The sequence below is a fragment of the Rhizobium sp. MHM7A genome, assembly GCF_005862215.1.
GTDB classification, from domain to species: Bacteria; Pseudomonadota; Alphaproteobacteria; order Rhizobiales; family Rhizobiaceae; genus Rhizobium; species Rhizobium bangladeshense.
Genome location: NZ_VCHT01000005.1, coordinates 351,359 through 376,240, shown reverse-complemented (window position 1 = coordinate 376,240; position 24,882 = coordinate 351,359). Strand labels below are relative to the sequence as shown.

The 24,882-nt window shown below is 61.6% G+C and carries 21 protein-coding genes and 1 tRNA gene; 13 read left to right on the top strand and 9 right to left on the bottom strand.

The window, feature by feature from the left end:
* Position 1 precedes the first annotated feature (1 nt).
* Together FFR93_RS20070 and FFR93_RS20065 are read right to left on the bottom strand one after the other, a co-directional pair.
* The gene (locus FFR93_RS20070; protein ID WP_064711884.1) at positions 2 to 1,150 is read right to left on the bottom strand and encodes a Gfo/Idh/MocA family oxidoreductase; all 1,149 of its coding nucleotides are present in this window, start codon (positions 1,148 to 1,150) and stop codon (positions 2 to 4) included.
* Between the two features lie 129 nt (positions 1,151 to 1,279).
* Entirely contained in the window at positions 1,280 to 1,957 is a 678-nt protein-coding gene (locus FFR93_RS20065) for a TetR/AcrR family transcriptional regulator (RefSeq protein WP_064707512.1), read from the bottom strand.
* A 262-nt stretch (positions 1,958 to 2,219) separates the two neighbouring features.
* Between FFR93_RS20065 and FFR93_RS20060 the strand changes: the two genes are divergently transcribed.
* The 7 genes from FFR93_RS20060 to FFR93_RS20030 all read left to right on the top strand — a co-directional run bounded on the left by FFR93_RS20060 (position 2,220) and on the right by FFR93_RS20030 (position 11,002).
* The gene (locus FFR93_RS20060; protein WP_138394486.1) at positions 2,220 to 3,506 is read left to right on the top strand and encodes an ABC transporter substrate-binding protein; all 1,287 of its coding nucleotides are present in this window, start codon (positions 2,220 to 2,222) and stop codon (positions 3,504 to 3,506) included.
* 6 nt (positions 3,507 to 3,512) lie between these two features.
* Positions 3,513 to 4,472: a sugar ABC transporter permease gene (locus tag FFR93_RS20055; protein ID WP_171049220.1), complete on the top strand. Its 960-nt coding sequence runs from the start codon at positions 3,513 to 3,515 to the stop codon at positions 4,470 to 4,472.
* Positions 4,465 to 5,352: a carbohydrate ABC transporter permease gene (locus FFR93_RS20050; protein ID WP_064707515.1), complete on the top strand. Its 888-nt coding sequence runs from the start codon at positions 4,465 to 4,467 to the stop codon at positions 5,350 to 5,352. Before FFR93_RS20055 ends, FFR93_RS20050 begins: the two co-directional genes overlap by 8 nt.
* Before the next feature lie 23 nt (positions 5,353 to 5,375).
* Positions 5,376 to 6,449: a Gfo/Idh/MocA family oxidoreductase gene (locus FFR93_RS20045; RefSeq protein WP_138394484.1), complete on the top strand. Its 1,074-nt coding sequence runs from the start codon at positions 5,376 to 5,378 to the stop codon at positions 6,447 to 6,449.
* A 36-nt stretch (positions 6,450 to 6,485) separates the two neighbouring features.
* Positions 6,486 to 7,562, top strand: coding sequence for a sn-glycerol-3-phosphate ABC transporter ATP-binding protein UgpC (gene ugpC, locus FFR93_RS20040; RefSeq protein ID WP_138394483.1), 1,077 nt, complete (start codon positions 6,486 to 6,488; stop codon positions 7,560 to 7,562).
* 113 nt (positions 7,563 to 7,675) lie between these two features.
* Positions 7,676 to 8,551, top strand: coding sequence for a phosphotransferase (locus FFR93_RS20035; RefSeq protein WP_138394482.1), 876 nt, complete (start codon positions 7,676 to 7,678; stop codon positions 8,549 to 8,551).
* Complete coding sequence (locus FFR93_RS20030; RefSeq protein WP_138394481.1) at positions 8,552 to 11,002, top strand: FAD-dependent oxidoreductase; 2,451 nt, start codon at positions 8,552 to 8,554, stop codon at positions 11,000 to 11,002.
* Between the two features lie 321 nt (positions 11,003 to 11,323).
* Here the strand turns inward: FFR93_RS20030 and FFR93_RS41945 are convergent, their stop codons facing one another.
* The 3 genes from FFR93_RS41945 to uxaC form a co-directional block, all read right to left on the bottom strand.
* On the bottom strand, positions 11,324 to 11,452 hold the full coding sequence (locus tag FFR93_RS41945) for a hypothetical protein (protein ID WP_281407908.1): 129 nt from the start codon (positions 11,450 to 11,452) through the stop codon (positions 11,324 to 11,326).
* 168 nt (positions 11,453 to 11,620) lie between these two features.
* Positions 11,621 to 13,078 carry a mannitol dehydrogenase family protein gene (locus tag FFR93_RS20015; RefSeq protein ID WP_138394480.1) on the bottom strand — a complete coding sequence of 486 codons (1,458 nt, stop codon included), beginning with the start codon at positions 13,076 to 13,078 and terminating at the stop codon, positions 11,621 to 11,623.
* Positions 13,075 to 14,490, bottom strand: coding sequence for a glucuronate isomerase (uxaC, locus tag FFR93_RS20010; RefSeq protein WP_138394479.1), 1,416 nt, complete (start codon positions 14,488 to 14,490; stop codon positions 13,075 to 13,077). The genes FFR93_RS20015 and uxaC overlap by 4 nt, the downstream gene beginning before the upstream one ends.
* 179 nt (positions 14,491 to 14,669) lie before the next feature.
* On the opposite strand from uxaC, the gene FFR93_RS20005 reads away from it, so the two are divergent.
* Positions 14,670 to 14,879 (top strand): SlyX family protein, encoded by a 210-nt coding sequence (locus FFR93_RS20005; protein ID WP_064707860.1) that lies wholly within the window; start codon positions 14,670 to 14,672, stop codon positions 14,877 to 14,879.
* A gap of 39 nt (positions 14,880 to 14,918) precedes the next feature.
* Here the strand turns inward: FFR93_RS20005 and FFR93_RS20000 are convergent, their stop codons facing one another.
* The gene (locus FFR93_RS20000; protein ID WP_138394478.1) at positions 14,919 to 16,400 is read right to left on the bottom strand and encodes an NAD-dependent succinate-semialdehyde dehydrogenase; all 1,482 of its coding nucleotides are present in this window, start codon (positions 16,398 to 16,400) and stop codon (positions 14,919 to 14,921) included.
* Positions 16,401 to 16,449: 49 nt separating this feature from the next.
* A complete protein-coding gene (locus FFR93_RS19995) occupies positions 16,450 to 17,730 on the bottom strand; it encodes a 4-aminobutyrate--2-oxoglutarate transaminase (protein ID WP_138394477.1) in 1,281 nt (426 codons plus the stop codon).
* A 165-nt stretch (positions 17,731 to 17,895) separates the two neighbouring features.
* Between FFR93_RS19995 and FFR93_RS19990 the strand changes: the two genes are divergently transcribed.
* From FFR93_RS19990 to FFR93_RS19980, 3 genes are all read left to right on the top strand, one after another.
* Positions 17,896 to 18,702, top strand: a complete 807-nt coding sequence (locus FFR93_RS19990) for a MerR family transcriptional regulator (RefSeq protein WP_064707524.1) — start codon at positions 17,896 to 17,898, stop codon at positions 18,700 to 18,702.
* Positions 18,703 to 18,783: 81 nt separating this feature from the next.
* Positions 18,784 to 19,410, top strand: a complete 627-nt coding sequence (locus tag FFR93_RS19985) for a ribonuclease D (RefSeq protein WP_138394476.1) — start codon at positions 18,784 to 18,786, stop codon at positions 19,408 to 19,410.
* 227 nt (positions 19,411 to 19,637) lie between these two features.
* Complete coding sequence (locus FFR93_RS19980; RefSeq protein ID WP_138394475.1) at positions 19,638 to 21,170, top strand: hypothetical protein; 1,533 nt, start codon at positions 19,638 to 19,640, stop codon at positions 21,168 to 21,170.
* 76 nt (positions 21,171 to 21,246) lie between these two features.
* Here FFR93_RS19980 and rpsA read toward each other — a convergent pair whose 3' ends face one another.
* Positions 21,247 to 22,950: a 30S ribosomal protein S1 gene (gene rpsA / locus FFR93_RS19975; protein ID WP_064707527.1), complete on the bottom strand. Its 1,704-nt coding sequence runs from the start codon at positions 22,948 to 22,950 to the stop codon at positions 21,247 to 21,249.
* A 174-nt stretch (positions 22,951 to 23,124) separates the two neighbouring features.
* A complete protein-coding gene (gene cmk / locus FFR93_RS19970; RefSeq protein WP_138394474.1) occupies positions 23,125 to 23,772 on the bottom strand; it encodes a (d)CMP kinase in 648 nt (215 codons plus the stop codon).
* Positions 23,773 to 24,158: 386 nt separating this feature from the next.
* Here cmk and FFR93_RS19965 point away from each other — a divergent pair, with 386 nt between their 5' ends.
* Positions 24,159 to 24,542: a TIGR02300 family protein gene (locus FFR93_RS19965; protein WP_064707529.1), complete on the top strand. Its 384-nt coding sequence runs from the start codon at positions 24,159 to 24,161 to the stop codon at positions 24,540 to 24,542.
* A gap of 148 nt (positions 24,543 to 24,690) precedes the next feature.
* Positions 24,691 to 24,766: transfer RNA gene (locus FFR93_RS19960), tRNA-Ala, on the top strand.
* Positions 24,767 to 24,882 lie beyond the last annotated feature (116 nt).

Below are 24,882 nucleotides of genomic sequence, written 5' to 3'. Positions count from 1 at the left end.
CTCAGAACTCCAATGCGGGAACGTCGAGCCAGCGGCGCTCGGCCCAGGATTTGAGCCCGAGTTCGGCAAGCTGCACGCCCTTGGCGCCGGCTTCCAGGCCGTAGGGCCAGGGCGCATCTTCGACGACATGGCGGATGAACATTTCCCACTGCGCCTTGAAGCCATTGTCGAAGGCCTGGGTGTCCGGAACCTCGTCCCAGGTCTTGTAGAAGTCGATCGTCTGCGGCTGGTCCGGGTTCCAGACCGGCTTCGGCGTGTTGACGCGGTGCTGGCTCCAGCATTTCGTCAGGCCGGCGACGGCCGAGCCATGCGTGCCGTCGACCTGGAAGGTGACGAGGTCGTCGCGGCGCACGCGGACGGCCCAGGAGGAGTTGATCTGGGCGATCGCCCCGCCTTCGAGTTCGAAGGTTGCATAGGCCGCATCATCGGTATCGCAATTATAGGGCTTGCCCTGCTCGTCGACGCGTCGGCCGATATGGGTGGCGCCGAGGCAGGACACGGCCCTGACCTCGCCGAACAGATTGTCGAGCACATAGCGCCAATGGCACAGCATATCGAGGATGATGCCGCCGCCGTCGGCCTTGCGGTAGTTCCAGGACGGACGCTGGGCGGGTACGCCCCAATCGCCTTCGAACACCCAGTAGCCGAATTCGCCGCGCACCGAGAGGATCTTGCCGAAGAAGCCGGAATCCTTGAGCAATGCCAGCTTGCGTAGGCCGGGCAGGAAAAGCTTGTCCTGCACGACGCCGTGCTTCAGCCCGGAGCGCCGTGCCTTGCGGGCGAGATCGATCGCCACCTGCAGATCGTCGGAAATCGGTTTTTCGCAATAGACGTGCTTGCCGGCGTCGAGCGCCCTGGACAGAAGCTCGGCGCGCATCAGCGTCGTGCCGGCATCGAAGAAGATCGTATCGTCGGGGTTGGCGAGAGCGGCGTCGAGATCGGTCGACCAGCGCTTGATATTGTGCTTCTTCGCCAGCTCTTCCATCTTCGCACCGTTACGGCCGACGATGATCGGGTCGATCTCCAGTTTCTCGCCCGACTTCAGCGTGATGCCGCCCTGGTCGCGGAAGGCCAGGATTGAGCGCACCAGGTGCTGATTGTAACCCATGCGGCCGGTGACGCCATGCAAGATGATCCCCAAGCGTGCCATTTTTCCTCCCTGCAATTTATTGCGGCGGGAGCGGGCGTCCTTGCCCGGCCCTCCCAAGCCGGTAACTAAACGGTTACTTGATGGCAGAAGAGCAGCGAGCCTGTCAATAGCAAATCCTGCTTTCGGAATTCAGCGCCTGATCGAGGCGAGGGTGACGTGGACGATATGCCTCTCCCAGGCACTGAGATTGGCCGGCTCGATCAGGTCGCGGCCGAAGATTGTCGAAAGCGTGTACTGGTTGGAGAGGTAGAAATAGCCGAGCGAGGCGATCGTCAGATAGACGTGCAGCGGATCGGCGGTCTCGATGAAGACGCCTTGTTTCTTTCCCCGATCCAAGACTTGGGAAAGCTCGCCGATCAGATGCGAATGCAGCTCCTTGAGCCGGACGGACTGGCGCAGCCATCGGGCGCGGTGCAGGTTTTCGGTGCCGAGCAGGCTCAGGAATTCCGGATGCTGGAGGAAATAACGCCAGGTGAAGAGTGCGAGTTCGCCGATGCCTTCCTCGGGGCTGCGGTCGCCGATATGCAGCGCGCGCTCGGCCGTGCGGATGCCGACATAGGCCTCTTCGAGCACCTTGAGGTAGAGCTGCTCCTTGTCGCCGAAATAATGGTAGAGCATGCGTTTGTTGGTGCCGGCGCGCTCGGCGATGGCGTCGACACGGGCGCCGCCCATGCCGTTTTCGGCGAATTCCCGGGTTGCCGCCTCAAGGATAGCGGCGCGTGTCCGCTCCGGATCGCGTTGGGTCGTCCGTTCCGCAGACGGTCGCCGCGCCTGTTTCCTGTCCCTGTTTCCCCCGCTGTCGTTCATCGCTCCACCCCTGTCTTCACGTGTTGCGCTCATAAGCCTTCGGTGCGAAATTGTAAAAACCGAATTTGGAAGGGCGGCTCGCTGCAACAGAATGCCGGGAGCATATGCCGCCAAAAACCGCTGACACTTTCGACCTCATGCTCTGACCGACACCGCTTGACAGGCTTGCCGCTTTGCTCTTAGCTTGTAACCAATTAGTTATTTGCGCAAGCAAAACTAGTTTGGAAGCGTGTGGAGGCGCTTCCCTTTGGAGGAGGAAAACATGACTCTACGTGTAAGCAGACGTAATTTCGTTGCGGGAGGGGCGGCGCTTCTGTCGCTGTCGGCGCTCGGAACCAGTGCCTTGGCACAGGAAACGCGCCTGCGTCTCCTGTGGTGGGGCTCGCAGCCGCGCGCCGACCGTACCAACAAGGTGTCGCAGCTCTACCAGACGAAGAACCCGGGCACCTCGATCACCGGGGAATTCCTGGGCTGGGGCGATTACTGGCCGCGTCTTGCGACCCAGGTCGCCGGCCGCAACGCGCCCGATGTCATTCAGATGGACTATCGCTACATCGTTCAATACGCCCGGCGCGGCGCGCTCGCACCGCTCGAATCCTACATGCCGGCCAAGCTCAATCTCGACGATTTCGACAAGGCTCAGATCGAAGGCGGCAGCGTCGACGGCCATCTCTACGGCGTCAGCCTGGGCGCGAATTCGGCTGCAACGGTGTTGAACACCACGGCCTTCAAGGAGGCCGGCGTCGATCTGCCGACGCAGGCAACCACCTGGGAAGAATTCGCCCGCATTGGTGCGGAGATCACCAAAGCAGGCAAGCGCAAGGGCATGTTCGGTATCGCCGACGGCAGCGGCTCGGAACCCTTGTTCGAAAACTGGCTGCGCCAGCGCGGCAAGGCGCTCTATACCGCCGACGGCAAGATCGGTTTCGGTGTGGAGGACGCCTCGGAATGGTACGACATGTGGGCCAAGTTCCGCGAGGCTGGCGCCTGCGTTCCCGCTGATATCCAGGCTCTCGACAAGAACGATATCGAAACCAACACCGTATCGCTCGGCAAGTCGGCGGCCGGTTTTGCCCATTCCAACCAGTTCGTCGCCTATCAGGCCATGAACAAGGACAAGTTGGCGCTCACCAACTACATGCGCATCAAGCCGGATTCGAAGGGCGGCCACTATCGCAAGCCTTCGATGTTCTTCTCGGTTTCGGCCCAGTCGAAGGCGGTGGACAAGGCGGTGGATTACGTCAATTTCTTCGTCAAGAACCCCGAAGCAGCGCTGCTTCTCGATGTCGAGCGCGGCATTCCGGAATCGGCCGCCATGCGCGAGGTCGTCGCGACGAAGCTCGATGAGAACGGCAAGGTCGCGCTGGCCTATGTCAGCGGCCTTGGCGACCTCGCCGGTAAACTGCCCCCGCCGCCGCCGGCCGGTGCCGGTGAAGCCGATCTGATGCTGCGCAATATCGCCGAACAGGTCGGCTTCGGACAACTGGCTCCTTCCGACGGCGGCAAGCAGCTTGTCACCGAAATCACGCAGATTCTCGCACGAGGCTGATCCCGTATGAGCAATGCGATGCGCACGCCCGCAGGGGCCATATCAGTGGAAAGATATCAGGGGGCCGTGGCCGAAGGACGCTTCAGGCGTCTCTGGAATGCCAATGCTCCCGGCTATCTCTTCCTCCTTCCCTGGCTCGTCGGCTTTTTCGGGCTGACGCTCGGGCCGGCCCTGATTTCGCTCTACCTCTCCTTCACCGACTACGACATGCTCCAGTCGCCGCGGTGGGTGGGAATGGCGAATTACGTGCGCATCGCCACGGCGGATCCGAAATTCTCGGCCGCCATGGACGTCACCCTGACTTACGTCGTCTTCTCCGTACCGTTCAAGCTGACCTTCGCCCTGCTGGTCGCCATGGCCCTCAACCGCGGCCTGCGCGGCTTGACCGTCTATCGCGCCATCTTCTATCTGCCGTCGCTCCTCGGCGGCAGCGTCGCGATCGCCGTGCTATGGCGTCAGCTTTTCGCCAGCGATGGTCTCGTCAACGCCGCGCTCTCGCAGTTCGGAATCGAAGGTCCAAGCTGGATCTCGCACCCGAACTATTCGATCTACACGCTGGTGGCGCTGTCGGTCTGGCAGTTCGGCTCGCCGATGATCATCTTTTTGGCAGGTCTGCGCCAGATCCCGCAGGATATGTATGAGGCCGCGAGCCTCGACGGCGCCTCGAAATTCCGGCAGTTCTACAAGATCACTCTGCCGCTTCTGACGCCGGTGATCTTCTTTAACGCCGTCGTGCAGACGATCGAAGCCTTCAAGGCCTTCACGCCGGCCTTCATCATATCCGGCGGCACCGGCGGCCCGATCAATTCGACGCTCTTCTACACGCTCTATCTCTATCAGGAGGCCTTCGGCAATTTCCGCATGGGCTACGCCTCGGCGCTTGCCTGGATCCTGGTGGTGATCATCGCGATCTTCACCGCCTTCTCCTTCCTGACCTCGCGTTACTGGGTGCACTACGATGACTGAGACGACCGCTTCCGTCACCGCGGCCCGGCCGCCATCGGACATTACCAAACGCAGCCTGCCGGCCTCGCTCGTCATCCACGCGCTGCTGATCGCCGCCTCGCTTCTCATGCTCTATCCGCTGCTGTGGATGGTTTCGGCATCGGTCAGGCCAGAAAACGAGATCTTCTCATCGACTTCGCTCATCCCGTCGTCGATCGATCTCTCCTCTTACGTGCGCGGCTGGACCGGGCTAGATGTCAGCTTCGGCCGGTTCTTCTGGAATTCGCTCGTCATCTCGGTGCTTGTCGTGACAGGCAATGTCATCGCCTGCTCGCTGACGGCCTACGCCTTCGCGCGGCTGCGGTTTGCCGGCCGGAACTTTTGGTTTGCGATCATGCTCGGCACGCTGATGATCCCCTATCACGTGACGCTGATCCCGCAATATGTGCTCTTCCTCGATCTCGGCTGGGTGAACACCATCCTGCCGCTCGTCGTGCCGAAGTTCCTGGCGAGTGACGCCTTCTTCATTTTCCTGATGGTGCAGTTCTTCCGAGGTATTCCGCGTGAACTCGACGAGGCGGCGATGATGGACGGCTGCAGCGCCTGGCGCATCTATTGGAAGATCATGCTGCCGCTGTCGCTGCCGGTGCTGGCAACGGCCGCCATCTTCTCCTTCATCTGGACATGGGACGATTTCTTCGGCCCGCTGATCTACCTGAACGACATGAACACCTACACGATTCAGCTCGGCCTGCGTACCTTCGTCGATTCCACCAGCGCATCGGATTGGGGCGGCTTGTTCGCCATGTCGACCTTGACGCTCGTGCCGGTGTTCTTCTTCTTCCTGTTCTTCCAGCGCCTGCTGATCGAGGGCATCGCCACGACGGGCATGAAACGCTGATGGCGGCAATGGAAAAGAGAGACATGAGCATGAAGACCGTCGCGATCGTCGGCTGCGGCATCGGCCGTTCGCATATCGTCGAAGGATATCTGCCACATTCCGACAAGTTCAAGGTAGCGGCGATCTGCGATCTGAACGAAGAACGTCTGGCTGCCGTCGGCGACGAGTTCGGCATCGAGCGCCGCACGACCTCCTTCGAGGAGTTGCTGGCCGACGACACGATCGACATCATCGATATCTGCACCCCTCCCGGCATTCATCTGGAACAGGTGGTCGCCGCTCTCGGTGCCGGCAAACATGTCGTCTGCGAAAAGCCGCTGACGGGTTCGCTCGCCGGCGTCGATACGATCATGGAGGCGGAAAAGGCGGCAAAGGGCGTGCTGATGCCAATCTTCCAGTACCGCTATGGCGACGGCATCCAGAAGGCCAAACGGATTATCGATGCCGGCATTGCCGGCAAGCCCTATACGGCTTCCGTCGAAACCTTCTGGCTGCGCAAGCCCGAGTATTACGCGGTGCCCTGGCGTGGCAAATGGGCGACCGAACTCGGTGGCGTGCTCGTCACCCACGCCCTGCACCTGCACGACATGCTGATGCATCTGATGGGGCCGGCTGCAAGGGTCTTCGGCCGCGTCGCCACCCGCGTCAACGATATCGAGGTCGAGGACTGCGCCTCCGCCAGCCTGCTGATGGAAAACGGCGCCTTCGTCTCGCTGTCCTGCACGCTCGGTTCGCAGGAACAGATCAGCCGGCTTAGACTGCACTTCGAGAATGTCACCTTCGAAAGCACGCATGAGCCCTACACGCCGGGCAAGGATCCCTGGAAAATCATCGCCGCCAATGACGACGTTCAGGAAAAGATAGACCGCGTGGTCGGCGACTGGCAGCCGGTCGCGCCGCGCTTCACCACCCAGATGGGCCAGTTCCATGCCTTCCTCAGCGGCACTGGACAGCTGCCGGTGAACACGAGCGATGCGCGCCGCGCGCTCGAGCTCGTCACCGCCATCTATCAGTCTTCCGATAGCGGTGCCGAAGTGCCGCTGCCGGTCGGTCCCGACAGTCCCAAATACGCCGACTGGCGCGCAAGAACCAAGTAACCGGCCAAGTAACCGCCAAGAGAGGGTTTTGAGACGATGGCAACCAGTGTCATTCTTCAGAAGGTCGAGAAGCGCTACGGCGCCTTCGATGTGATCCATGGCATCGACCTGACGATCGATCCCGGCGAATTCGTCGTTTTCGTCGGTCCCTCGGGCTGCGGGAAGTCGACCCTTTTGCGCATGATCGCCGGCCTCGAGGAGATCTCGGCCGGCGCGCTCCTGCTCGACAGTGAGCGCATGAACGAAGTGGCCCCCGCCAAGCGAGGCATCGCCATGGTCTTCCAGTCCTATGCGCTCTATCCGCACATGTCCGTCTACAAGAACCTCGCTTTCGGCCTCGAGACCGCGGGTTACAAGAAGGCCGAGATCCAGCCGAAGGTGAAACGCGCTGCCGAAATCCTGCAGATCGAAAAGCTCCTGGAGCGCAAGCCGAAGGCGCTCTCCGGCGGCCAGCGCCAGCGTGTGGCGATCGGCCGGGCCATCGTGCGCGAGCCGCGCATCTTCCTGTTCGACGAACCGCTGTCGAACCTCGATGCCGAACTGCGCGTGCAGATGCGCGTCGAAATCTCCCGCCTGCATAGGCAACTCGGCAACACCATGATCTATGTCACGCATGATCAGGTTGAAGCCATGACGATGGCCGACAAGATCGTCGTCCTGAATTCGGGCCGCATCGAGCAGGTCGGAGCGCCGCTCGATCTCTACAACAACCCCGCCAACCGCTTCGTCGCCGGTTTCATCGGCAGCCCCAAGATGAATTTCCTCAAGGCCCGCATCGAAGAGGTCGGCGACGCCGAAACCAGCATTCAAGTCTGCGGCGACTCGGTTCGCCTGCCGCGCCGGCTGAAAGGCGAGGCCGGTGAGGCCGTCACCTTCGGCATCCGCCCCGAGCATCTTTCGCTTGCGCAGGGTGCGATCACGCTCTCGACGGTCAATGTCGATCTCGTCGAAAATCTCGGCGGCGCCACCATGCTCTATACCACGACACCGGATGGACAGCTCCTGACGATTGCTCTCGACGGCCAGCAGAAGGTCGAGCACGGCACCAATGTGAAGACTTACTTCGATCCCGCCCGCTGCCACGTTTTCGACGCCGCCGGCAAAGCGATCTGACACTCCGGGAGCTTTTCCGCGGACCCGGAACGGTGCGTGGCGCTGCCGCCGCTGCTTGACAGCCGATCCTGCTCTGTCCCATCATTTCGGAAGGGGCCGTAGGAGGGGTTGGCATGACGCCTGAGGATAGGATTCATGCGCTTGGCATCTGGCGGGGCTCGATCGAAATATCGCCGATAAAAGGCGGCATCACCAACAGGAATTATCTGGTCAGCGACGCTGTCGCACGTTGCGTGGTGAGGCTCGGCACCGATATTCCGATCCATCACATCAGCCGTCAGAACGAGCTTGCCGCCAGCCGGGCCGCACATGCCGCCGGCCTGTCGCCCGCCGTCATCCACCATTCGCCCGGCGTGCTGGTGCTCGAATATATCGAGGCGAGGGCGCTTTTGTCGGCGGATATCAGGGCGCCTGACATGCTTGCCCGGGTGGTCGCGCTGGTGCGCTCCTGCCACCACGACATCGCCCGGCATTTTCGCGGTCCGGCGATGATCTTTTGGGTCTTTCATGTCATCCGCGATTATGCCGCCAGTCTGAAGGAGGCAGGCAGCGCCTATCTTCCCTTGCTTGCAAAACTCATCGACAAGGCCGATACGCTGGAAGAAGCGGCAGGACCTTTCGAAATCGCCTTCGGCCATAACGACCTGTTGGCAGCCAATTTTCTCGACGACGGTAGCCGGCTCTGGCTGATCGACTGGGATTATGCCGGCTTCAACACACCGCTGTTCGATCTCGGTGGATTGGCCTCCAACAACGAACTTCCGGTAGTGGCCGAGCGAATGATGCTGGAGATCTATTTCGGCCGGCCGCCCACCGACGACCTCATCAGGCGATATGCCGCGATGAAATGCGCCTCGCTCCTGCGCGAGACGCTCTGGAGCATGATTTCGGAAATCCATTCCAGCATCGATTTCGACTATGCCGCCTATACGGCCGAGAATCTCAGACGCTTCGAGCGCGCCTACCAAGTCTTTGAACAGGATCAATAAATGACGAGACAATTACCGAAGACGGCAAAGGCCGTGGTCATCGGCGGTGGCATCATCGGCTGCTCGACAGCCTATCATCTCGGCAAGCTCGGCTGGACCGACACCGTCCTCCTGGAACGCAAGAAGCTGACCTCGGGCACCACCTTCCATGCCGCCGGTCTCGTCGGCCAGCTGCGCAGCAGCGCCAACATCACCCAGCTGCTCGGCTATTCCGTCGATCTCTACAAGCGGCTGGAAGAGGAAACCGGCCTCGGCACCGGCTGGAAGATGAATGGCGGCCTGCGCCTTGCCTGCAATGAAGAGCGCTGGACGGAAGTGAAGCGCCAAGCGACCACGGCCCAATCCTTCGGCCTCGAAATGCAATTGCTGACGCCGCAGGAAGCCTTCGATCTCTGGCCGCTGATGACAATAGATGATCTGGTTGGCGCCGCCTTCCTTCCCACAGACGGTCAGGCCAACCCTTCCGACATTACTCAGGCGCTCGCCAAAGGCGCCCGCATGTCAGGCGTTTCGATCTTCGAGGATACGGAGGTCATCGATCTCGAGATCGACAAAGGAAGGATCCGCGCCGTCGTCACGGCTCAAGGGCGTATCGAATGCGAGCGCGTTGTCGTCTGCGCCGGCCAATGGACGCGTGCCTTTGCCGGCCGCTTCGGCGTCAACGTGCCGCTGGTCTCTGTGGAACATCAATACGTCATCACCGAATCCTTTGGCGTGCCGTCCAACCTCCCGACATTGCGCGATCCCGACCGGCTGACCTATTACAAGGAAGAGGTCGGCGGCATCGTCATGGGCGGCTATGAGCCGAACCCGATTGCCTGGGCGGAGCAAGGGATTCCGGAAGGCTTCCACTACATGCTGCTGGACAGCAATTTCGAGCATTTCGAGCAAATCATGGAACAGGCGCTCGGCCGCGTCCCAGCGCTGGAGAATGTCGGAGTCAAGCAGTTGCTGAACGGTCCGGAGAGTTTCACGCCTGATGGCAATTTCATTCTCGGCGAGGCGCCGGAGCTGAAGAACTTCTTCGTTGGCGCAGGCTTCAACGCCTTCGGCATCGCTTCGGCCGGCGGCGCCGGCATGGCGCTTGCCGAGTGGGTGACGAAGGGCGAGCCGCCTTATGATCTCTGGCCGGTGGATATCCGCCGTTTCGGACGCCCGCATTTCGACACGGATTGGGTGCGGACCCGCACACTCGAAGCCTATGGCAAGCACTACACGATGGCTTGGCCGTTCGAGGAGCATTCGAGCGGCCGCCCTTGCCGCAAATCGCCGCTCTACGACCGGCTGAAGGCGCAGGGCGCCTGCTTCGGCGAAAAGCTCGGCTGGGAACGGCCGAACTGGTTTGCTGATCTCTTCGCCAACGAGGAGCCGCGGGATGTCTATAGTTATGGCCGTCAGAATTGGTTTGACGCAGTCGGCCGCGAGCATAAAGCGGTGCGCGAAGCAGCTGTCATCTTCGACCAGACGTCCTTTGCCAAATTTGTGCTGAGGGGCAGGGATGCCGAGGCGGCGCTGTCCTGGATCTGTGCGAACGATGTCGCCAAGCCTGTGGGATCGCTGATTTACACGCAGATGCTGAACGACAAGGGCGGAATTGAATGCGACGTGACGGTCGCCCGTGTCGCCGAGAACGAATTTTACATCGTCACCGGTACGGGTTTCGCCACCCACGACTTCGATTGGATAGCACGCAACATTCCGGCCGAAATGCATGCCGAGCTGGTCGATGTCACCTCAGCCTATTCCGTTCTGTCGCTGATGGGGCCGAATTCGCGTGCCGTCCTGGAAAAAGTGACAGGCAGCGATGTCTCCAATGCGGCCTTCCCCTTCGGCCAGGTCAGAACCATCGGCATCTCAGGCTGCCCGGTGCGGGCATTGCGCATCACCTATGTCGGTGAGCTCGGTTACGAGCTGCATGTCCCCGTGGAATATGCGACCACAGTCTATGACGCGCTGATGGCATCAGGCGGCGAGTTCGGCCTCGTCAATGCCGGTTATCGCGCCATCGAGAGCTGCCGCCTGGAAAAGGGCTATCGCGCCTGGGGCTCCGATATCGGTCCTGATCATACGCCTGTCGAAGCCGGCCTCGGCTGGGCGGTCAAGATGCGCAAGAACATTCCCTTCCGCGGCCGCGAGGCGATCGAACGGCAGCTGAGGGATGGCGTGAAAAAGCGCCTTGCCTGCTTCATTCCTGACGATCCCGATACGGTGCTGCTCGGCCGCGAAACCATCTATCGCAGCGGCGAACGTGTCGGCTGGCTCTCGAGCGGCGGCTTCGGTTATACGCTGGGCAAGCCGATCGGCTACGGCTATGTCCGCAACCCGAAAGGCGTGACGGAGGATTTCCTCCTCTCCGGCACTTATGAGCTCGACGTCGCAAGAGAACGCATTCCCTGCAAGGTATCGCTGGCGCCGCTCTATGATCCCGAGATGGCGCGCGTGAAGGGCTGATAGGACGGCTCGGTTGAGAGAGCGGCGCGGGTGCACTTAGAGCCTTTCCTGGTCAGATTGAAGCATTCTGCCGGAGCAGGTTTTCGTTAGGGCAAAGGCGATTGGCGACGGGCATACCCCGAGGTACGTGCGAGCCGATCGCCTTTGATCCTGGCGAAAAGATGCCCAGCCCTTCGGGTTGGCTGAAACGGGCCGGCTGATCGACCGGCCGGCTTGGCCGTAGAGCTGGGCTACGACGCGCGCCGGCCGGTCGACCATCCGACTCCGTTTGAGCCAACAGAATGATTCAATCTGATCAGGGAAGGCTCTAGCTTCGCCGTTTCAGTTCGGCCCCTGATGGATTGTCTGGTATCGCCAGCGAATGGCGTCGCTGACACGGGCATCTGCGGGGCGAATGGTTTTCGTGCTTACCCACTCTCCGTCATGCTCGACCTTGAGCCGAGCATCCATGCCCCATCCATCAGCAGCAGAGGTATGGATCCCAGGCTCAAGGCCCTGGGATGACGGAGAGCGGGGTTGATGTTCTTGCCAAACGCGCCGCTGGCGTGCACGCCTCCCTGAGGCCCGAGAAAAGCGATCAGGGAGGCGATAGGAACCACCTGAAATGCTTCCAACTGCTCAAAACAACGGCAGCCGGTCGTCCTGGATCAGGATCTCGAGTTTGTCCGACACATCCTGCGTCCAGGCCCGATGCCCGGTCAAAGCCGACGGGAAAAGGCCGGGGAGGGTGAACAGAGCAGCCGATATCGCCGGTCCGGTGCGGGGGACATCAGCAATCAACGCGGCGATCTCAGCAGCACGGGGATCGCGCAGCTCATAGCGCTCGCCATTGCCATGCTTGCCGATCGCATAGCGCATCCACGCCGCAACCGCGATCGCATAGGTCTCCGCCCGGTCGCCAAGGGCAAGCGCCTCGCATGCCGGCTCCAGCAGTCGCTGCGGCAGTTTCTGCGTGCCATCCATGGCGATCTGATAGGTGCGGTGTGCGATCGCCTTGTTTGCAAAGCGTGCTATCAACTCATTGGCATAATCATCGAGATCGATGCCGGGCACCGCATCAAGGGTGCGCGCCGCCGCGTGCATGTGGCGGTAGGCAAGTGCGGCCAGGCCGGCATCATCCATGACGTCGCGAATGAATTCATAGCCGCCGATATGTCCGAGATAGGCAAGCAGCGAATGGGCGCCGTTCAGCATCCTGAGCTTCATTTTTTCGTAGGCCGAGACTTCCTCGACCATCAGTGCGCCGCGAATCTTTTCCCAGGCCGGGCGGCCATTGGCGAAATGATCTTCGATGACCCATTGCGTAAAAGGTTCGGTCTCGATCGCCGCCATGTCGGTGCGGCCCGTCAGCCGCTCGGCGTCGGCATAGGTCGCTTCAGTGCTCGCCGGGGTGATGCGGTCGACCATCGTCGAGGGGAAGGGCACATTCGCTTCGATCCAGCGATGCAGGTCGGAATCGATGCGTGAGGTGAATTCCAGTACGAGGCGCCTCAGCACCGCGCCATTGCTCGGCAGATTGTCGCAGCTGAGCGGCGTGAAGGGCGCTATGCCCTTCTGCCGGCGGCGCGCAAGACCTTCGACGAGATAGCCGATGACGCCGCGCGGCGCGTGGCGGTTGGCGAGGTCGGCGACGATGTCGGGATGTTTGAGGTCGAGGCCGCCCGTTGCGGGATCGAAGCCGTAGGCCTTTTCCGTCACCGTCATGCTGACGATGCGGATGGCAGGGTCCTCGAGCCGCGCCAGCAGCCCGGCCGGATCGCGCGGCGCGACATGCGCTTTCAGGATCGAGCCGACCACCTCAGCCGTCGTCCCCGATGTATCGCGGATCAGCACCGTATAGAGCCCGTTCTGGGCGGAGAGATTATCCGCGACATCAGGCGTGCGCAGGCTCGCGACTTCGATCCCCCAGTCACCGCCGGCGGCCGCCAGCGCAGCATCCGTGAAGGGTGCGAAATGGGCGCGGAAAAAAGCGCCCGGGCCAAGATGCAGGATGCCGGCCTTCAGCGCATTCCTGTCATAGGCGGGAAGCTTCGCCGTCGGCGCAAGGCCAGTCACGTTCTGCAGTCTGTCGCTCACAGCTTATAGGCCTTCTTTGCATTGTCATAGGAGAGTTCGCGCGCCACGATCTGGGCTTCCTTCCCGGAGATCCGGTGCTCGGCGACGAGCCCAGCGAGGAAACGGCAGACTTCGCGGCGCCAGACGTCATGGCGGGCGGGGATCGACAGCAACGCGCGCGTGTCGTCGTTGAAGCCCGCCATATTGGCGAAACCGGCCGTTTCAACCACCTGGTCGAGATAGCGGCGAATGCCGAGCGGGCTGTCATGGAACCACCAGGGCGGGCCGATCATCAGGCAGGGCCAATGGCCGGCCATCGGCGCCAGCTCCCGGGCATAGGTCGTTTCGTCGAGCGTGAACAGCAGGATGCGCAGGCCCGGCGCGTGGCCATATTTGGAAAGCAGAGCATTGAGCCCGCCGACCCAGTCGGTGCGGGTCGGGATATCGGCGCCCATATTGGGGCCGCGGGTGGCAAAGAGCCCGCTGTCGGTATTGCGTCTCGAGCCGGCATGGATCTGCATCACCATGCCGTCCTCGGCCGAAAGACCGGCCATCTCGGTCATCATCTGCCCGCGGAAAAGCTCGGCATCGGCAGCCGAAAGCGGCCCCTTCAATGCCTTGTCGAGCAGCGCCTGCTTTTCAGCAGGCGGCAGATCTGACGTAAAGGCCGTGGGCACGCCATGATCGGTCGCAGTGGCGCCGAACTGACGGAAATAGGCGCGCCGGCGCCGGTGCGCTTCGATCAGGCCGTCCCAACGCGTCACGTCGGCGCCGGTGATCTCTCCGAATTTGATAAGGTTATCGCGGAAGCCGACGGCATCGGGATCGGTGACGCTGTCCGGCCGGTAGGTAGTGCGCACCTTGCCGATCCAGCCGTCCGCGGCCATCTTCTGATGATGGACAAGTGGATCGAGCGCGCCTTCGGTCGTCGCGATCGTTTCGATGCCGAATCGCTGATGCAGCGCCCGCGGGCGAAATTCGGGACGGGCGAGCTGGGCATTGATGTGATCGTAGAGCTTATCGGCATTATCCGCCGTCAGCGGTTCGGTGCAGCCGAGCACGGCCGACATCGCGTGGTCCACCCAGAGGCTCGAGGGCGTTCCGCGAAAGAGATGGTAATGTTTGGCAAAGGTCCGCCAGATTGCCCGCCCCTGAGCCACCGGCTTGCCGTCGAGGCGCGGTACGCCGAGCTCGTCCAAGGCGACGCCGACGCTGTGCAGCATGCGGAAGAGGTAGTGATCGGGAATGACCAGCAGCGATGCCGCGTCTTCGAAGGCCCTGTCATCGGCGAACCAGGACGGTTCGGTGTGCCCGTGCGGGCTGACGATGGGAAGATTGCGCACCGTCTCGTAGAGGTCGCGCGCAATGGTCCGTGTCGCCGGATCGGCCGGAAAGAGCCGGTCCGGATGAAGAAAGCCGTTTCCTGCATCCATCAGTAATCCTCCCTGATGGATAAGGGCCTACCCCACAACATTAGGCACGGCAAGGTCTTTTAGTAACCAAACGGTTCAGATTTCCGCATGGCCCGCGGGCAGTCGAAAGCATTGACGGGCCGGCCTATTTCCGCTTTGGAAAAAACATCTGTTCTGCCGCTGTCGGCAAAGGAGGCTCGATGTCCGACGAGACCAACCGCATCACCAGGCTGGAGGAAATGCTGGCCTATCAGGCAAAGACGATCGAAGAGCTTTCCGATCAGCTCGCCGAACAATGGAAGATCGTCGAACAGATGCGCACCAAGCTCGACCGGTTGACGGAACGTTTCCTGTCGCTCGAGGAGCAGACGCTGGAAGCTCCGGCAATCACCCGACCGCCGCATTACTGACCGCACGCAGCGCAGGCCGCGCGCGGGTGGAACGACGGATCAGACGCCGCCGATGCAGAGATATTTCATCTCCAGATAGTCGTCAGCGCCGTGGCGCGAGCCCTCGCGGCCGAGGCCGGATTGCTTGATGCCGCCGAAGGGCGCCGTCTCGGACGACATCAGACCGGTATTGATGCCGATCATGCCGTATTCCAGCGCTTCCGCCACACGCCAGACCTTCTTCAGGTCGCCGGCATAGAAATAGGCGGCGAGCCCGAATTCCGTGTCGTTGGCCTGGGCGATGACATCCTCGACCGTCTCGAAGCGGAAGAGCGGCGCCACCGGCCCGAAGGTTTCCTCGCGCGCCACCTTCATGCCGCGGGTCACGCCGGTCAGCACCGTCGGCGCGAAGAAGGTGCCGGTGCCCTCGATGCGCTCGCCGCCGGTCAGCACCTTGGCACCTTTGGCGAGCGCGTCGCTGACATGGTCTTCCACCTTGGCAAGGCCCTGCTCGTCGATCAGCGGACCGATGACGACATCAGGCTTGAAGCCGTCACCGACCGGCATCTCCTTCACCTTGGCGGCAAGCTTCGCCGCGAAGGCGTCATAGACGGTGGACTGGACATAGAGGCGGTTGGCACAAACGCAGGTCTGACCGGCATTGCGGTATTTGGAGGCGATCGCGCCCTCGACGGCGGCGTCGAGATCAGCATCATCAAAGACGATGAACGGTGCGTTGCCGCCGAGCTCCAGGCTCACCTTCTTGATCTGGTCGGCGCATTGCCGCATCAGGATACGGCCGACCTCGGTCGAGCCGGTAAAGCTGATCTTGCGCACTTTTCCATTGCCGCAGAGCTCGCGGCCGATTGCCGGGCCGTCGAGACCGACGATCAGATTGAAGACGCCGGCGGGAATGCCGGCCTGTTCGGCGAGCACGGCAAGGGCAATCGCCGTCAGCGGGGTCTGCTCGGCCGGCTTCGATACGACAGTGCAGCCGACTGCAAGCGCCGGCGCGATCTTGCGGGCAATCATCGCGGCCGGGAAATTCCAGGGCGTGATCGTACCGACGACGCCGACCGGCTGCTTGATGACGATCATCCTCTTGTCCTCGGAGGGTGCCGGAATCGTCTCGCCGTAGATGCGCTTGGCCTCTTCCGCATACCATTCGATATAGGCCGCGGCATAAAGGATCTCGCCGCGCGCTTCCGGGAAGGGCTTGCCCATCTCGGCGGTCAGGATCGCCGCCAGCGCGTCGGCATTGGCGACCATCAGGTCGAACCATTTGCGCAGGATCCGGCTGCGCTCCTTGGCCGGACGGGCGGCCCAGGCCGGCTGGGCGGCATGGGCCGCGTCGATCGCCGCACGCGTCTCGGCTGCCCCCATATCGGGCAGGGAGCCAAGCAGCTCGCCGGTTGCCGGGTTGAGCACGTCGAAGGTTTTTGTGGCATCGCCTGATGTCCAGACGCCGTTGATGTAACCGGCATCGCGCAGAAACGGCGAAGAGAAAGGAACGTGTCTCGTCAGGGCGGTGGTGAAGGCCATGTCATATCTCCTTAGGAGCGGCTGCCATTGAAATCCGGGTCCGACGCGGCTACCTGCCGGCGCCTGCTTCCAGCATCGAGGCCTCGAGAATGTCGAGCGCCTCGCCGAGGATTTCGTCCTGGATCGTGATTGGCGCCAGGAAGCGGATGACATTGCCGTAGACGCCGCATGTCAGCAGGATCAGGCCCTTGTCGAGCGCGATCTGCCGCACGCGGTTGGCGAATTCGGCGCTCGGCAATCCCGTCGTCCGGTCGTTGAGTTCGACGGCGTTCATGAAGCCCGGCCCGCGGATATCGGCGATCTCTGGCACGCTCTCGCGCAGCGATTCCAGGCGTTGCTTCAGCCGGTGGCCGAGCTGGCTCGCGCGACTGCAGAGTTCCTCCTCGTCGATGACATCGAGGACGACATGGGCGGCTGCGATGCCCAGCGGATTGCCGCCATAGGTGCCGCCGAGCCCGCCCGGCCCCGGTGCGTCCATGATCTCGGCGCGGCCGGTGACGGCGGCGAGAGGAAAGCCGCCGGCAAGGCTTTTCGCCATCGTCGTCAGGTCGGCGGCCACCTCGTGGTGATCCATAGCGAACATTCTGCCGGTGCGGGCAAAACCGGTCTGCACCTCATCGGCGATCAGCAGGATGCCATGCTGGTCGCAAACCTCGCGCAGAGCCTTCATGAAGGCTGTGGGTGCCGGGTAAAAGCCGCCCTCGCCCTGCACAGGCTCGATGATGATAGCGGCGACGCGTTGCGGATCGACATCGGCGGCGAAAAGCTTCCTCAGCCCCGCCAGCGATTGCTCCGCGGTAACGCCATGCAGCTCGACCGGGAAGGGGATGTGGAAGACATCGCCCGGCATCGCGCCGAAGCCGACCTTGTAGGGCACGACCTTGCCGGTCAGTGCCATGCCCATGAAGGTGCGGCCGTGGAAGCCGCCGCCAAAGGCGATGACGGCAGAGCGGCCGGTGGCGGCGCGCGCGATCTTGACGGCGTTTTCGACCGCCTCGGCGCCCGTGGTCACGAAGATCGTCTTCTTCTGGAAATCTCCGGGCACCAGCACGTTCAGCCGCTCGGCGAGGCGCACGTAGCTCTCATAAGGAACCACCTGATGGCAGGTATGGGTGAAGCGCTCGAGCTGATCCTTGACCGCCGCAATGACCTTGGGATGACGGTGGCCGGTGTTGAGCACGGCGATTCCGGCGGCGAAATCGATATAGCGGCGGCCTTCCTTGTCCCAGATTTCCGCATTCTCCGCGCGCTCCGCATAGATCTGAGTGGTCATGCCGACGCCGCGCGAAATCGCCGCGTTCTTCCGGTCAGTAAGGTTTGGCGCGGTCATCGGATCTGCTCCTGTGCTAAGAGGGTTCTCGAGAATCCTACAAAAGTTCTGTAAGATTTTCTGGAATTCCTACATTTTTTCTGCAAGAAAACAAGCGGCATTTTTTGCTTCAAACATCACGGGTTTTGATGAATGCTCGCGCGACGAGAATCGGGGTATTGACGGATGAGTGATAACGGGCCGGTGCGTTACAAGGTGGCGGAGGCCGCTCGGCTGGCGGGCGTCTCCGCCTCGACGCTGCGCCTCTGGGAAAGCCAGGGTCTGGTGGTCCCCGGCCGCTCCGAAACAGGCCATCGGCAATATAGCGCCGACGATGTGGCGCGTCTGAAGCGCATCGCCTGGTATCGTGTCGAGCGCGGCCTCAATCCCGTGGCGATCCGCTCGGCGCTGGAGGGTGAAGAGCCTTCCGCCGAAGGCGAGGCAAGTCAGGATTCCGGTGTCGGGCGCAGGCTGCGGAGCCTGCGCCATGCAGCCGGCAAGACGCTCGACCAAGTGGCCGGCGATATCGGCATTACCGCTTCGACGCTCTCGACGCTGGAGCGCACGTCGCAGGGCGTCGGTTTCAAGACGCTGCACGACCTCGCCGATTATTACGGCACCACCGTCTCGCGCCTCTCAGGCGAAGAAACCGGCGAGGTGCCGGCGCTGGTGCGCGCAGGTGAATGGCGCACTTGGCCTGAAACGACCCCCGGCGTCGCGGTGCAACTGCTTGCCGAAGGCCGCAGGATGATGGATTGCCATCGTTTCGTGCTGGCGCCGGGCGCCGCGAGTGAGGGGGCCTATCGTCACGAGGGCGAGGAATTCATGCATGTCCTGTCGGGCCGGCTGGAACTGGTGCTCGACAGCGATCAGTTCTTCGACCTCGGCCCGGGCGATTCACTTTATTTCGAAAGCCGCCGCTACCATTCCTGGCGCAACCGCCATGACGGCGAAACCGTGCTTCTCTGGATCAACACGCCGCCGACATTTTGACGGCCTCGCAACAGGAAGCGGTTTCGCATTTTGCGCCTTTGCGCTATAGCGCGAGAGAATATCCGAACGAAAGACAGTCTCATGGCCGCCACCATACGTTACCACGAAGGCGATATTTCCGCGGCCGATGCGGCCCGCTATACCGGCGCGATCGCCATCGATACCGAGACACTGGGGCTGGTGCCGCGGCGCGATCGTCTCTGCGTCGTCCAGCTTTCTCCGGGTGACGGCACCGCCGACATTATCCGCATCGCTGCCGGCCAGAGAGAAGCTCCCAATCTCGTCGCTCTGCTCGAAGATCCCACGCATCAAAAGATCTTTCACTACGGCCGCTTCGATATCGCCGTGCTCTTCCATACTTTCGGCGTCACCACGAGCCCGGTTTTCTGCACCAAGATCGCTTCGCGCCTCTGCCGGACCTACACCGATCGCCACGGCCTCAAGGACAATCTCAAGGAGATGCTCGACATCGATGTCTCCAAGGCGCAGCAATCTTCCGACTGGGCGGCCGAGACGCTGTCGCCGGCCCAGCTCGAATATGCCGCTTCCGACGTGCTTTATCTGCATGCGTTGCGCGACAAGCTGACGGTACGCCTGATCCGCGACGGCCGGTTCGACCATGCCACGGCCTGCTTCGAATTCCTGCCGACCCGCGCCAAGCTCGACCTGCTCGGTTGGGAAGAGGCTGATATCTTCGCTCACAGCTGAGCGAATTGCTGTCCTTCTCTGTTTCTTGCAGGTGCGGATGAACGGATCCGCAGGCGTTAGCGATTCATTAATGTCTGTTTCTTAATATTCGATTTAATTTTTATGCATTCGATGGCGCCGCAATTGCGTCATGCGGACAGGAGGATCTGCTCGGGATGCAAGGGGCCGGATGAGCGCGGTCCTTTCATAGAGCCTGCTTTCATCGTCACTTTACGAAAGGGCATGCCATGTTGACCCCCGTTCGTGCAGCGTCCAATGCGAGCTTTTCGTCTCAAGGTCAGACCGCGGCAATCGTTGCCGGGGGGCTCGGTCCATCAGTGATCGCCCCCGCACCCGTCAACGCGGTGGAAGCCGCCGACTTGAATCCCGCCATTGCCGGCAAGCTCAATATCCTGCTCCTTGCGGCGCGTGAGCGCATGGTCGAAGCCCTTTTCGATGTCATCGATGCGGCCGGCCGCTCGATCTCGCTCGATCGCGGCGAGGACGAGAGCAATCTCGCCTTCGCCGCCCGGCTCGCAGACGCCATCCGCGGGCTGCCGTCTGCGAGGATCGATGAGGCCGAACGCCAGTTGAGCGCGCAAGGGCACAGTCTGCCGCTTCGCATGATCGCCGCAGCCTTGAAGAACCCGACGGGGCCCGAGGCGGCACGTATCGTCGCCTATCTGGAAATCGTGCGTTACAGGGACCGCGATCTTGCCGCTCGCGCCGTCGTCCGATCCTATGGTCAGAACGACGCTTCGCCAATGCGCGCCGAGACCCGGCCCGAGATCCAGCTGCATGAAAACAGTCTGCCGGCGACGATCCGCCAGCCGGCGGAAAAGCAAGCTGCGCCCGCCGGCAACGGAACCGAGACCGCGCTGCTTGCGACAGCCGATGAAGCGGTTATGGCCGAAGCCGTTGAAGCGGCTGATCCTGAAGTCCCGCAGCCCGAAAATCGAATTCGCTCAGCTTTGGTGACAAAAGCTGAGGGTGCCCAGGAAAAGTCGGAGATTGAAGCCCGGCAATCGGTGCCGGCGGAGCAGGGTGCGGGTGACGACACGGTTGAGGTGACGGAGCGGACCGTCATTCAGCATGCAATGTCGGAAAAATCCGATCCTGTGATTCCCCGGAACTGGGCGGGAATCGTCGCCTCCATGACCGAAGAGGTCTCCGAGATGATCGTCTCCATCATCCGTGAGCAGGACGTCGAAACCATCCTGGAGGATGGTCCTGTCGAGGCGGCGGTGGAGATCGATGCCATTCTCGACGACGTCGTCATCAGCGAAGCGACGGAGACCTTGACGAGACAGCCGGCGGATCTCGCCGCTGCCGATGCGCGACAGTCCGCAACGCTACATTCCCCGCAGATGGACACAGGGGCAACTGCTGCGACTGCCCGGCAGCCCAAAGAAATTGCCGCACAACCGCAGCTGATACCGCCTCCCGAAATGGCCGAGGCTTCTTATGTGCCGCTCGCGGCCAAGATGCCGGAGGGCTTGGCCTATGCCCAGCTGCCCTATCAGTTCGCCAAGGATACGGTGTCGAACGAAAAGGCCGGCGAAACGAGCCACCAGCATCACCATCACCACGAGGGAGCGCCGCAGGACGAGCAGCAGGCCAAATCCGGCGGCGAGGATCCCGAGCCCGACGCCGAAGCAGCCGAGGCGGCACCCGAGCGCAGGGTGCCGAGGATGATCGACGCCGAGCCGGCGGCGCATCAGCCGGACACGGCAGCAGATCCGGTCTACGCGCTCTATCAGCGCATGGTCGGCTGGGAATAACAAATTTCGATGCCTGAAAAGAAGAACCCGCCGGATTGCTCCGGCGGGTTCCCTATTTCAGAAATGACTGCGAGGCTTATTCGCCGCCGCGGTTCTTGAGCGCGGCACCCAGGATGTCGCCGAGCGAAGCGCCGCTGTCGGACGAACCAAACTGGGCGACGGCTTCCTTCTCTTCCGCAATCTCCAGAGCCTTGATGGACAGCATGATCTTGCGGTCCTTCTTGGAGAAATTGGTGACGCGGGCGTCGACGACCTGGCCGACCGAGAAGCGCTCAGGACGCTGCTCGTCGCGGTCGCGGGCGAGATCGGCGCGACGGATGAAGGAAGTGATGTCCTCGTGGCTGACGAGCTTCACTTCGATGCCGCCATCGTTGATCGCGATGACTTCGCAGGAAACCACGGCATTCTTGCGCAGGTCGCCGGAAGCGGCTGCTTCACCAACCGAGTCCTTGCCGAGCTGCTTGATGCCGAGCGAGATGCGCTCCTTCTCGACGTCGACGTCGAGAACGACGGCCTTGACGAGATCACCCTTGTTGAACTCCTCGATGACCTGTTCGCCCGGACGGTTCCAGTCGAGGTCGGAGAGGTGCACCATGCCGTCGACATCGCCGTCGAGGCCGATGAACAGGCCGAATTCGGTCTTGTTCTTGACTTCGCCTTCGACTTCAGTGCCGGCCGGATGGCTGCGGGCGAATGCTGCCCACGGGTTTTCCAGCGTCTGCTTGAGGCCGAGCGAAATACGGCGCTTGGACGGATCGACTTCGAGAACGACGACTTCGACTTCCTGGCTCGTGGACAGGATCTTGCCGGGGTGAACGTTCTTCTTGGTCCAGGACATTTCCGAGATGTGGATCAGGCCTTCGATGCCCGGCTCCAGCTCGACGAATGCACCGTAGTCGGTGATGTTCGTAACGGTACCGGAGATCTTCTTGCCTTCCGGATACTTGGCCTGGATGCCATCCCACGGATCGCTCTCGAGCTGCTTCATCCCGAGCGAGATGCGGTGGGTTTCCTGGTTGATACGGATGATCTGAACCTTGACCTGCTGGCCGATGTTCAGAATTTCCGACGGATGGTTCACGCGGCGCCACGCCATGTCGGTGACGTGCAGCAGGCCGTCGATGCCGCCGAGGTCGACGAACGCACCGTAATCGGTGATGTTCTTGACGACGCCGTCGACAACCTGGCCTTCTTCGAGGTTCTGAACGATTTCAGAACGCTGCTCGGCACGGGATTCTTCCAGAACCGTACGGCGCGAAACGACGATGTTGCCGCGGCGCTTGTCCATCTTGAGGATTTCGAAGGGCTGCGGGTTGTGCATCAGCGGGGTCACGTCGCGGATCGGACGGATATCGACCTGAGAACGCGGCAGGAAGGCGATCGCACCGTCGAGGTCGACAGTGAAGCCGCCCTTGACCTGGTTGAAGATCACGCCTTCGACGCGCTCGCCGGCTTCGAACTTGGCTTCGAGCTTGATCCAGCTTTCTTCGCGGCGAGCCTTCTCGCGCGACAGGACCGCTTCGCCAAGCGCGTTTTCGATGCGCTCGACATAGACTTCGACTTCGTCGCCGACCTTCAGCGAACCGTCTTTGGCGCGGGCGCCGAATTCCTTGAGCGCGATGCGGCCTTCAACCTTGAGGCCGACGTCGACAACCGCGACGTCCTTCTCGATGCCCGTGACGATGCCCTTGGTGACATAGCCTTCGGCCAGGTCGTTCTTGGCAAAGGACTCTTCGAGAAGAGCCGCGAAATCCTCGCGGGAGGGGGTAGCTACTGACATAAAATCTCCTGCGTGTCCTGAACTTTGGAATCGGACACGTGCGCGCCGGTTGGTTTGCGTTGAACGGGCCTGAACCCAGTCCGCCTTCTCTCACGAAGGCAATCCGGCGCTTGGACGGAATTTCAGGCTGCATTAAAGCGATCCATGCTTCTGAGCATGCAAAATCGCTTGAGTTTAGGCATTTCGGCTCAAGACCGCATCGATGATCGATTGAGCAGCTTGAAACGCGGCCTCTATACTCATTTCCGACGTATCAAGCAAGTGCGCATCATCAGCTGGTTTCAAAGGGCTGTCGGCCCGTTCCATGTCGCGCGCATCACGCCTTTTGACGTCCTCGAATATCGCCTCGAAATCCGCCGTCGCGCCCTTGCCGACAATCTCGTCGTAGCGGCGTCTGGCGCGCACCTCGGGCGACGCCGTCACATAAAGTTTCACCGGCGCATCCGGACAGACGACCGTGCCGATATCGCGTCCGTCGAGCACTGTGCCCGGCGCTCTTGCCGAAAACCGGCGCTGCGCCTCGACCAGGGCCCGGCGCACCGCCGGCATGACGGCGATCTTGGAGGCGGCCTCGCCGATCTCGTGTTGGGAAAGTATATCGCGATCCAGTCCCGCAAGTTCAACCTCACGCGCGATCTTTTCCGCTACCGCCTCGTCGTCGAGCGGCAGGCCGGCGTCGAGCAGCGCCTTGGCCGTGGCGCGATAGGTGAGGCCGGTGTCGAGATGGTGGAAGCCATATCGCTCGGCGATGCGGCGCGAAAGCGTGCCCTTGCCTGCTGCCGCCGGGCCGTCGATGGCGATGGTGAAACTCTTTGTTTCCATGGGATCAATCCTGCGATGATGCGCCGTCACGCGCGAAAGGGATTGCCTTGCGCAGAAGCGGCCGGAAGAGCTGGAAATTGGCGGCCGGCGGCGGCGCAGAACCTTGCATCGCGTAATCCTCTGTAACTGCAGGGCATTTCTTCCAAAGCTTCCGCCTGGCGGGCGGCAGTCTTAACCCGCTTCCGCTACTGCCGCGGCTCGTTATCACAAACACCATGAGCGGTCATCCGTCGGCAGGCGAAAACGCCCGCACTCAGATGATAAAGTTTGGCTTTGACATGGGAAGCCACAGCGATTAAGGGGACCGGCTTATAAATTCCGATGGAACGCCGGCTTGCACGGCATTTTGCCGAATCGCGGATTCGGCCATTCTCACGAGGCTTATAGTGGCGAAAGCGGAACTTGGAACCAAGCGCACCGATCCGGAAACCGGCAAGAAGTTTTATGATCTGAACCGGGATCCAATTGTTTCTCCTTATACCGGCAAGTCCTATCCCCTATCCTTCTTCGAGGAAACTTCGGCAGCCGCCGACGTTGCCGAGGAAGACGAGGTTGCGGAAGTCGATACCGAAAACACCGAAGTGGAACTGGTCTCGCTCGAGGATGCCGATGACGCTGCCTCTGGCGACGACATTCCGGATATGGGCGATGACGATGTCGAAATCGAAGGCGACGACGATGACGACACCTTCCTCACACCCGACGAAGACGACGACGATGACGACATGAGCGACATCATCGGCGTGACCGGCGATGAAGACGAAGTCTGATCAGACAAATGCCGGCCCGGATGACAAAAAAATTCCGGGTCGGATTTTTTAGGCTTGCTATCTGCGAAAACCGCAAGTAAGAAGCCGCCACTCCAGAGGAAACGCCCTCCGGAGCATCCCAGGACCGGCCACGCCGGACCGCCTTGATGGGGCTATAGCTCAGCTGGGAGAGCGCTTGCATGGCATGCAAGAGGTCAGCGGTTCGATCCCGCTTAGCTCCACCAAATTTCCATTGATAAGTTTTGTTGATGAAATATCAACTAGATACGGCTGCCTTTGTTCTGGCTTGGTACCCAAGAAAGTACCCACAGGCAGTACCCGGGATCGGCACGGCGTTGTT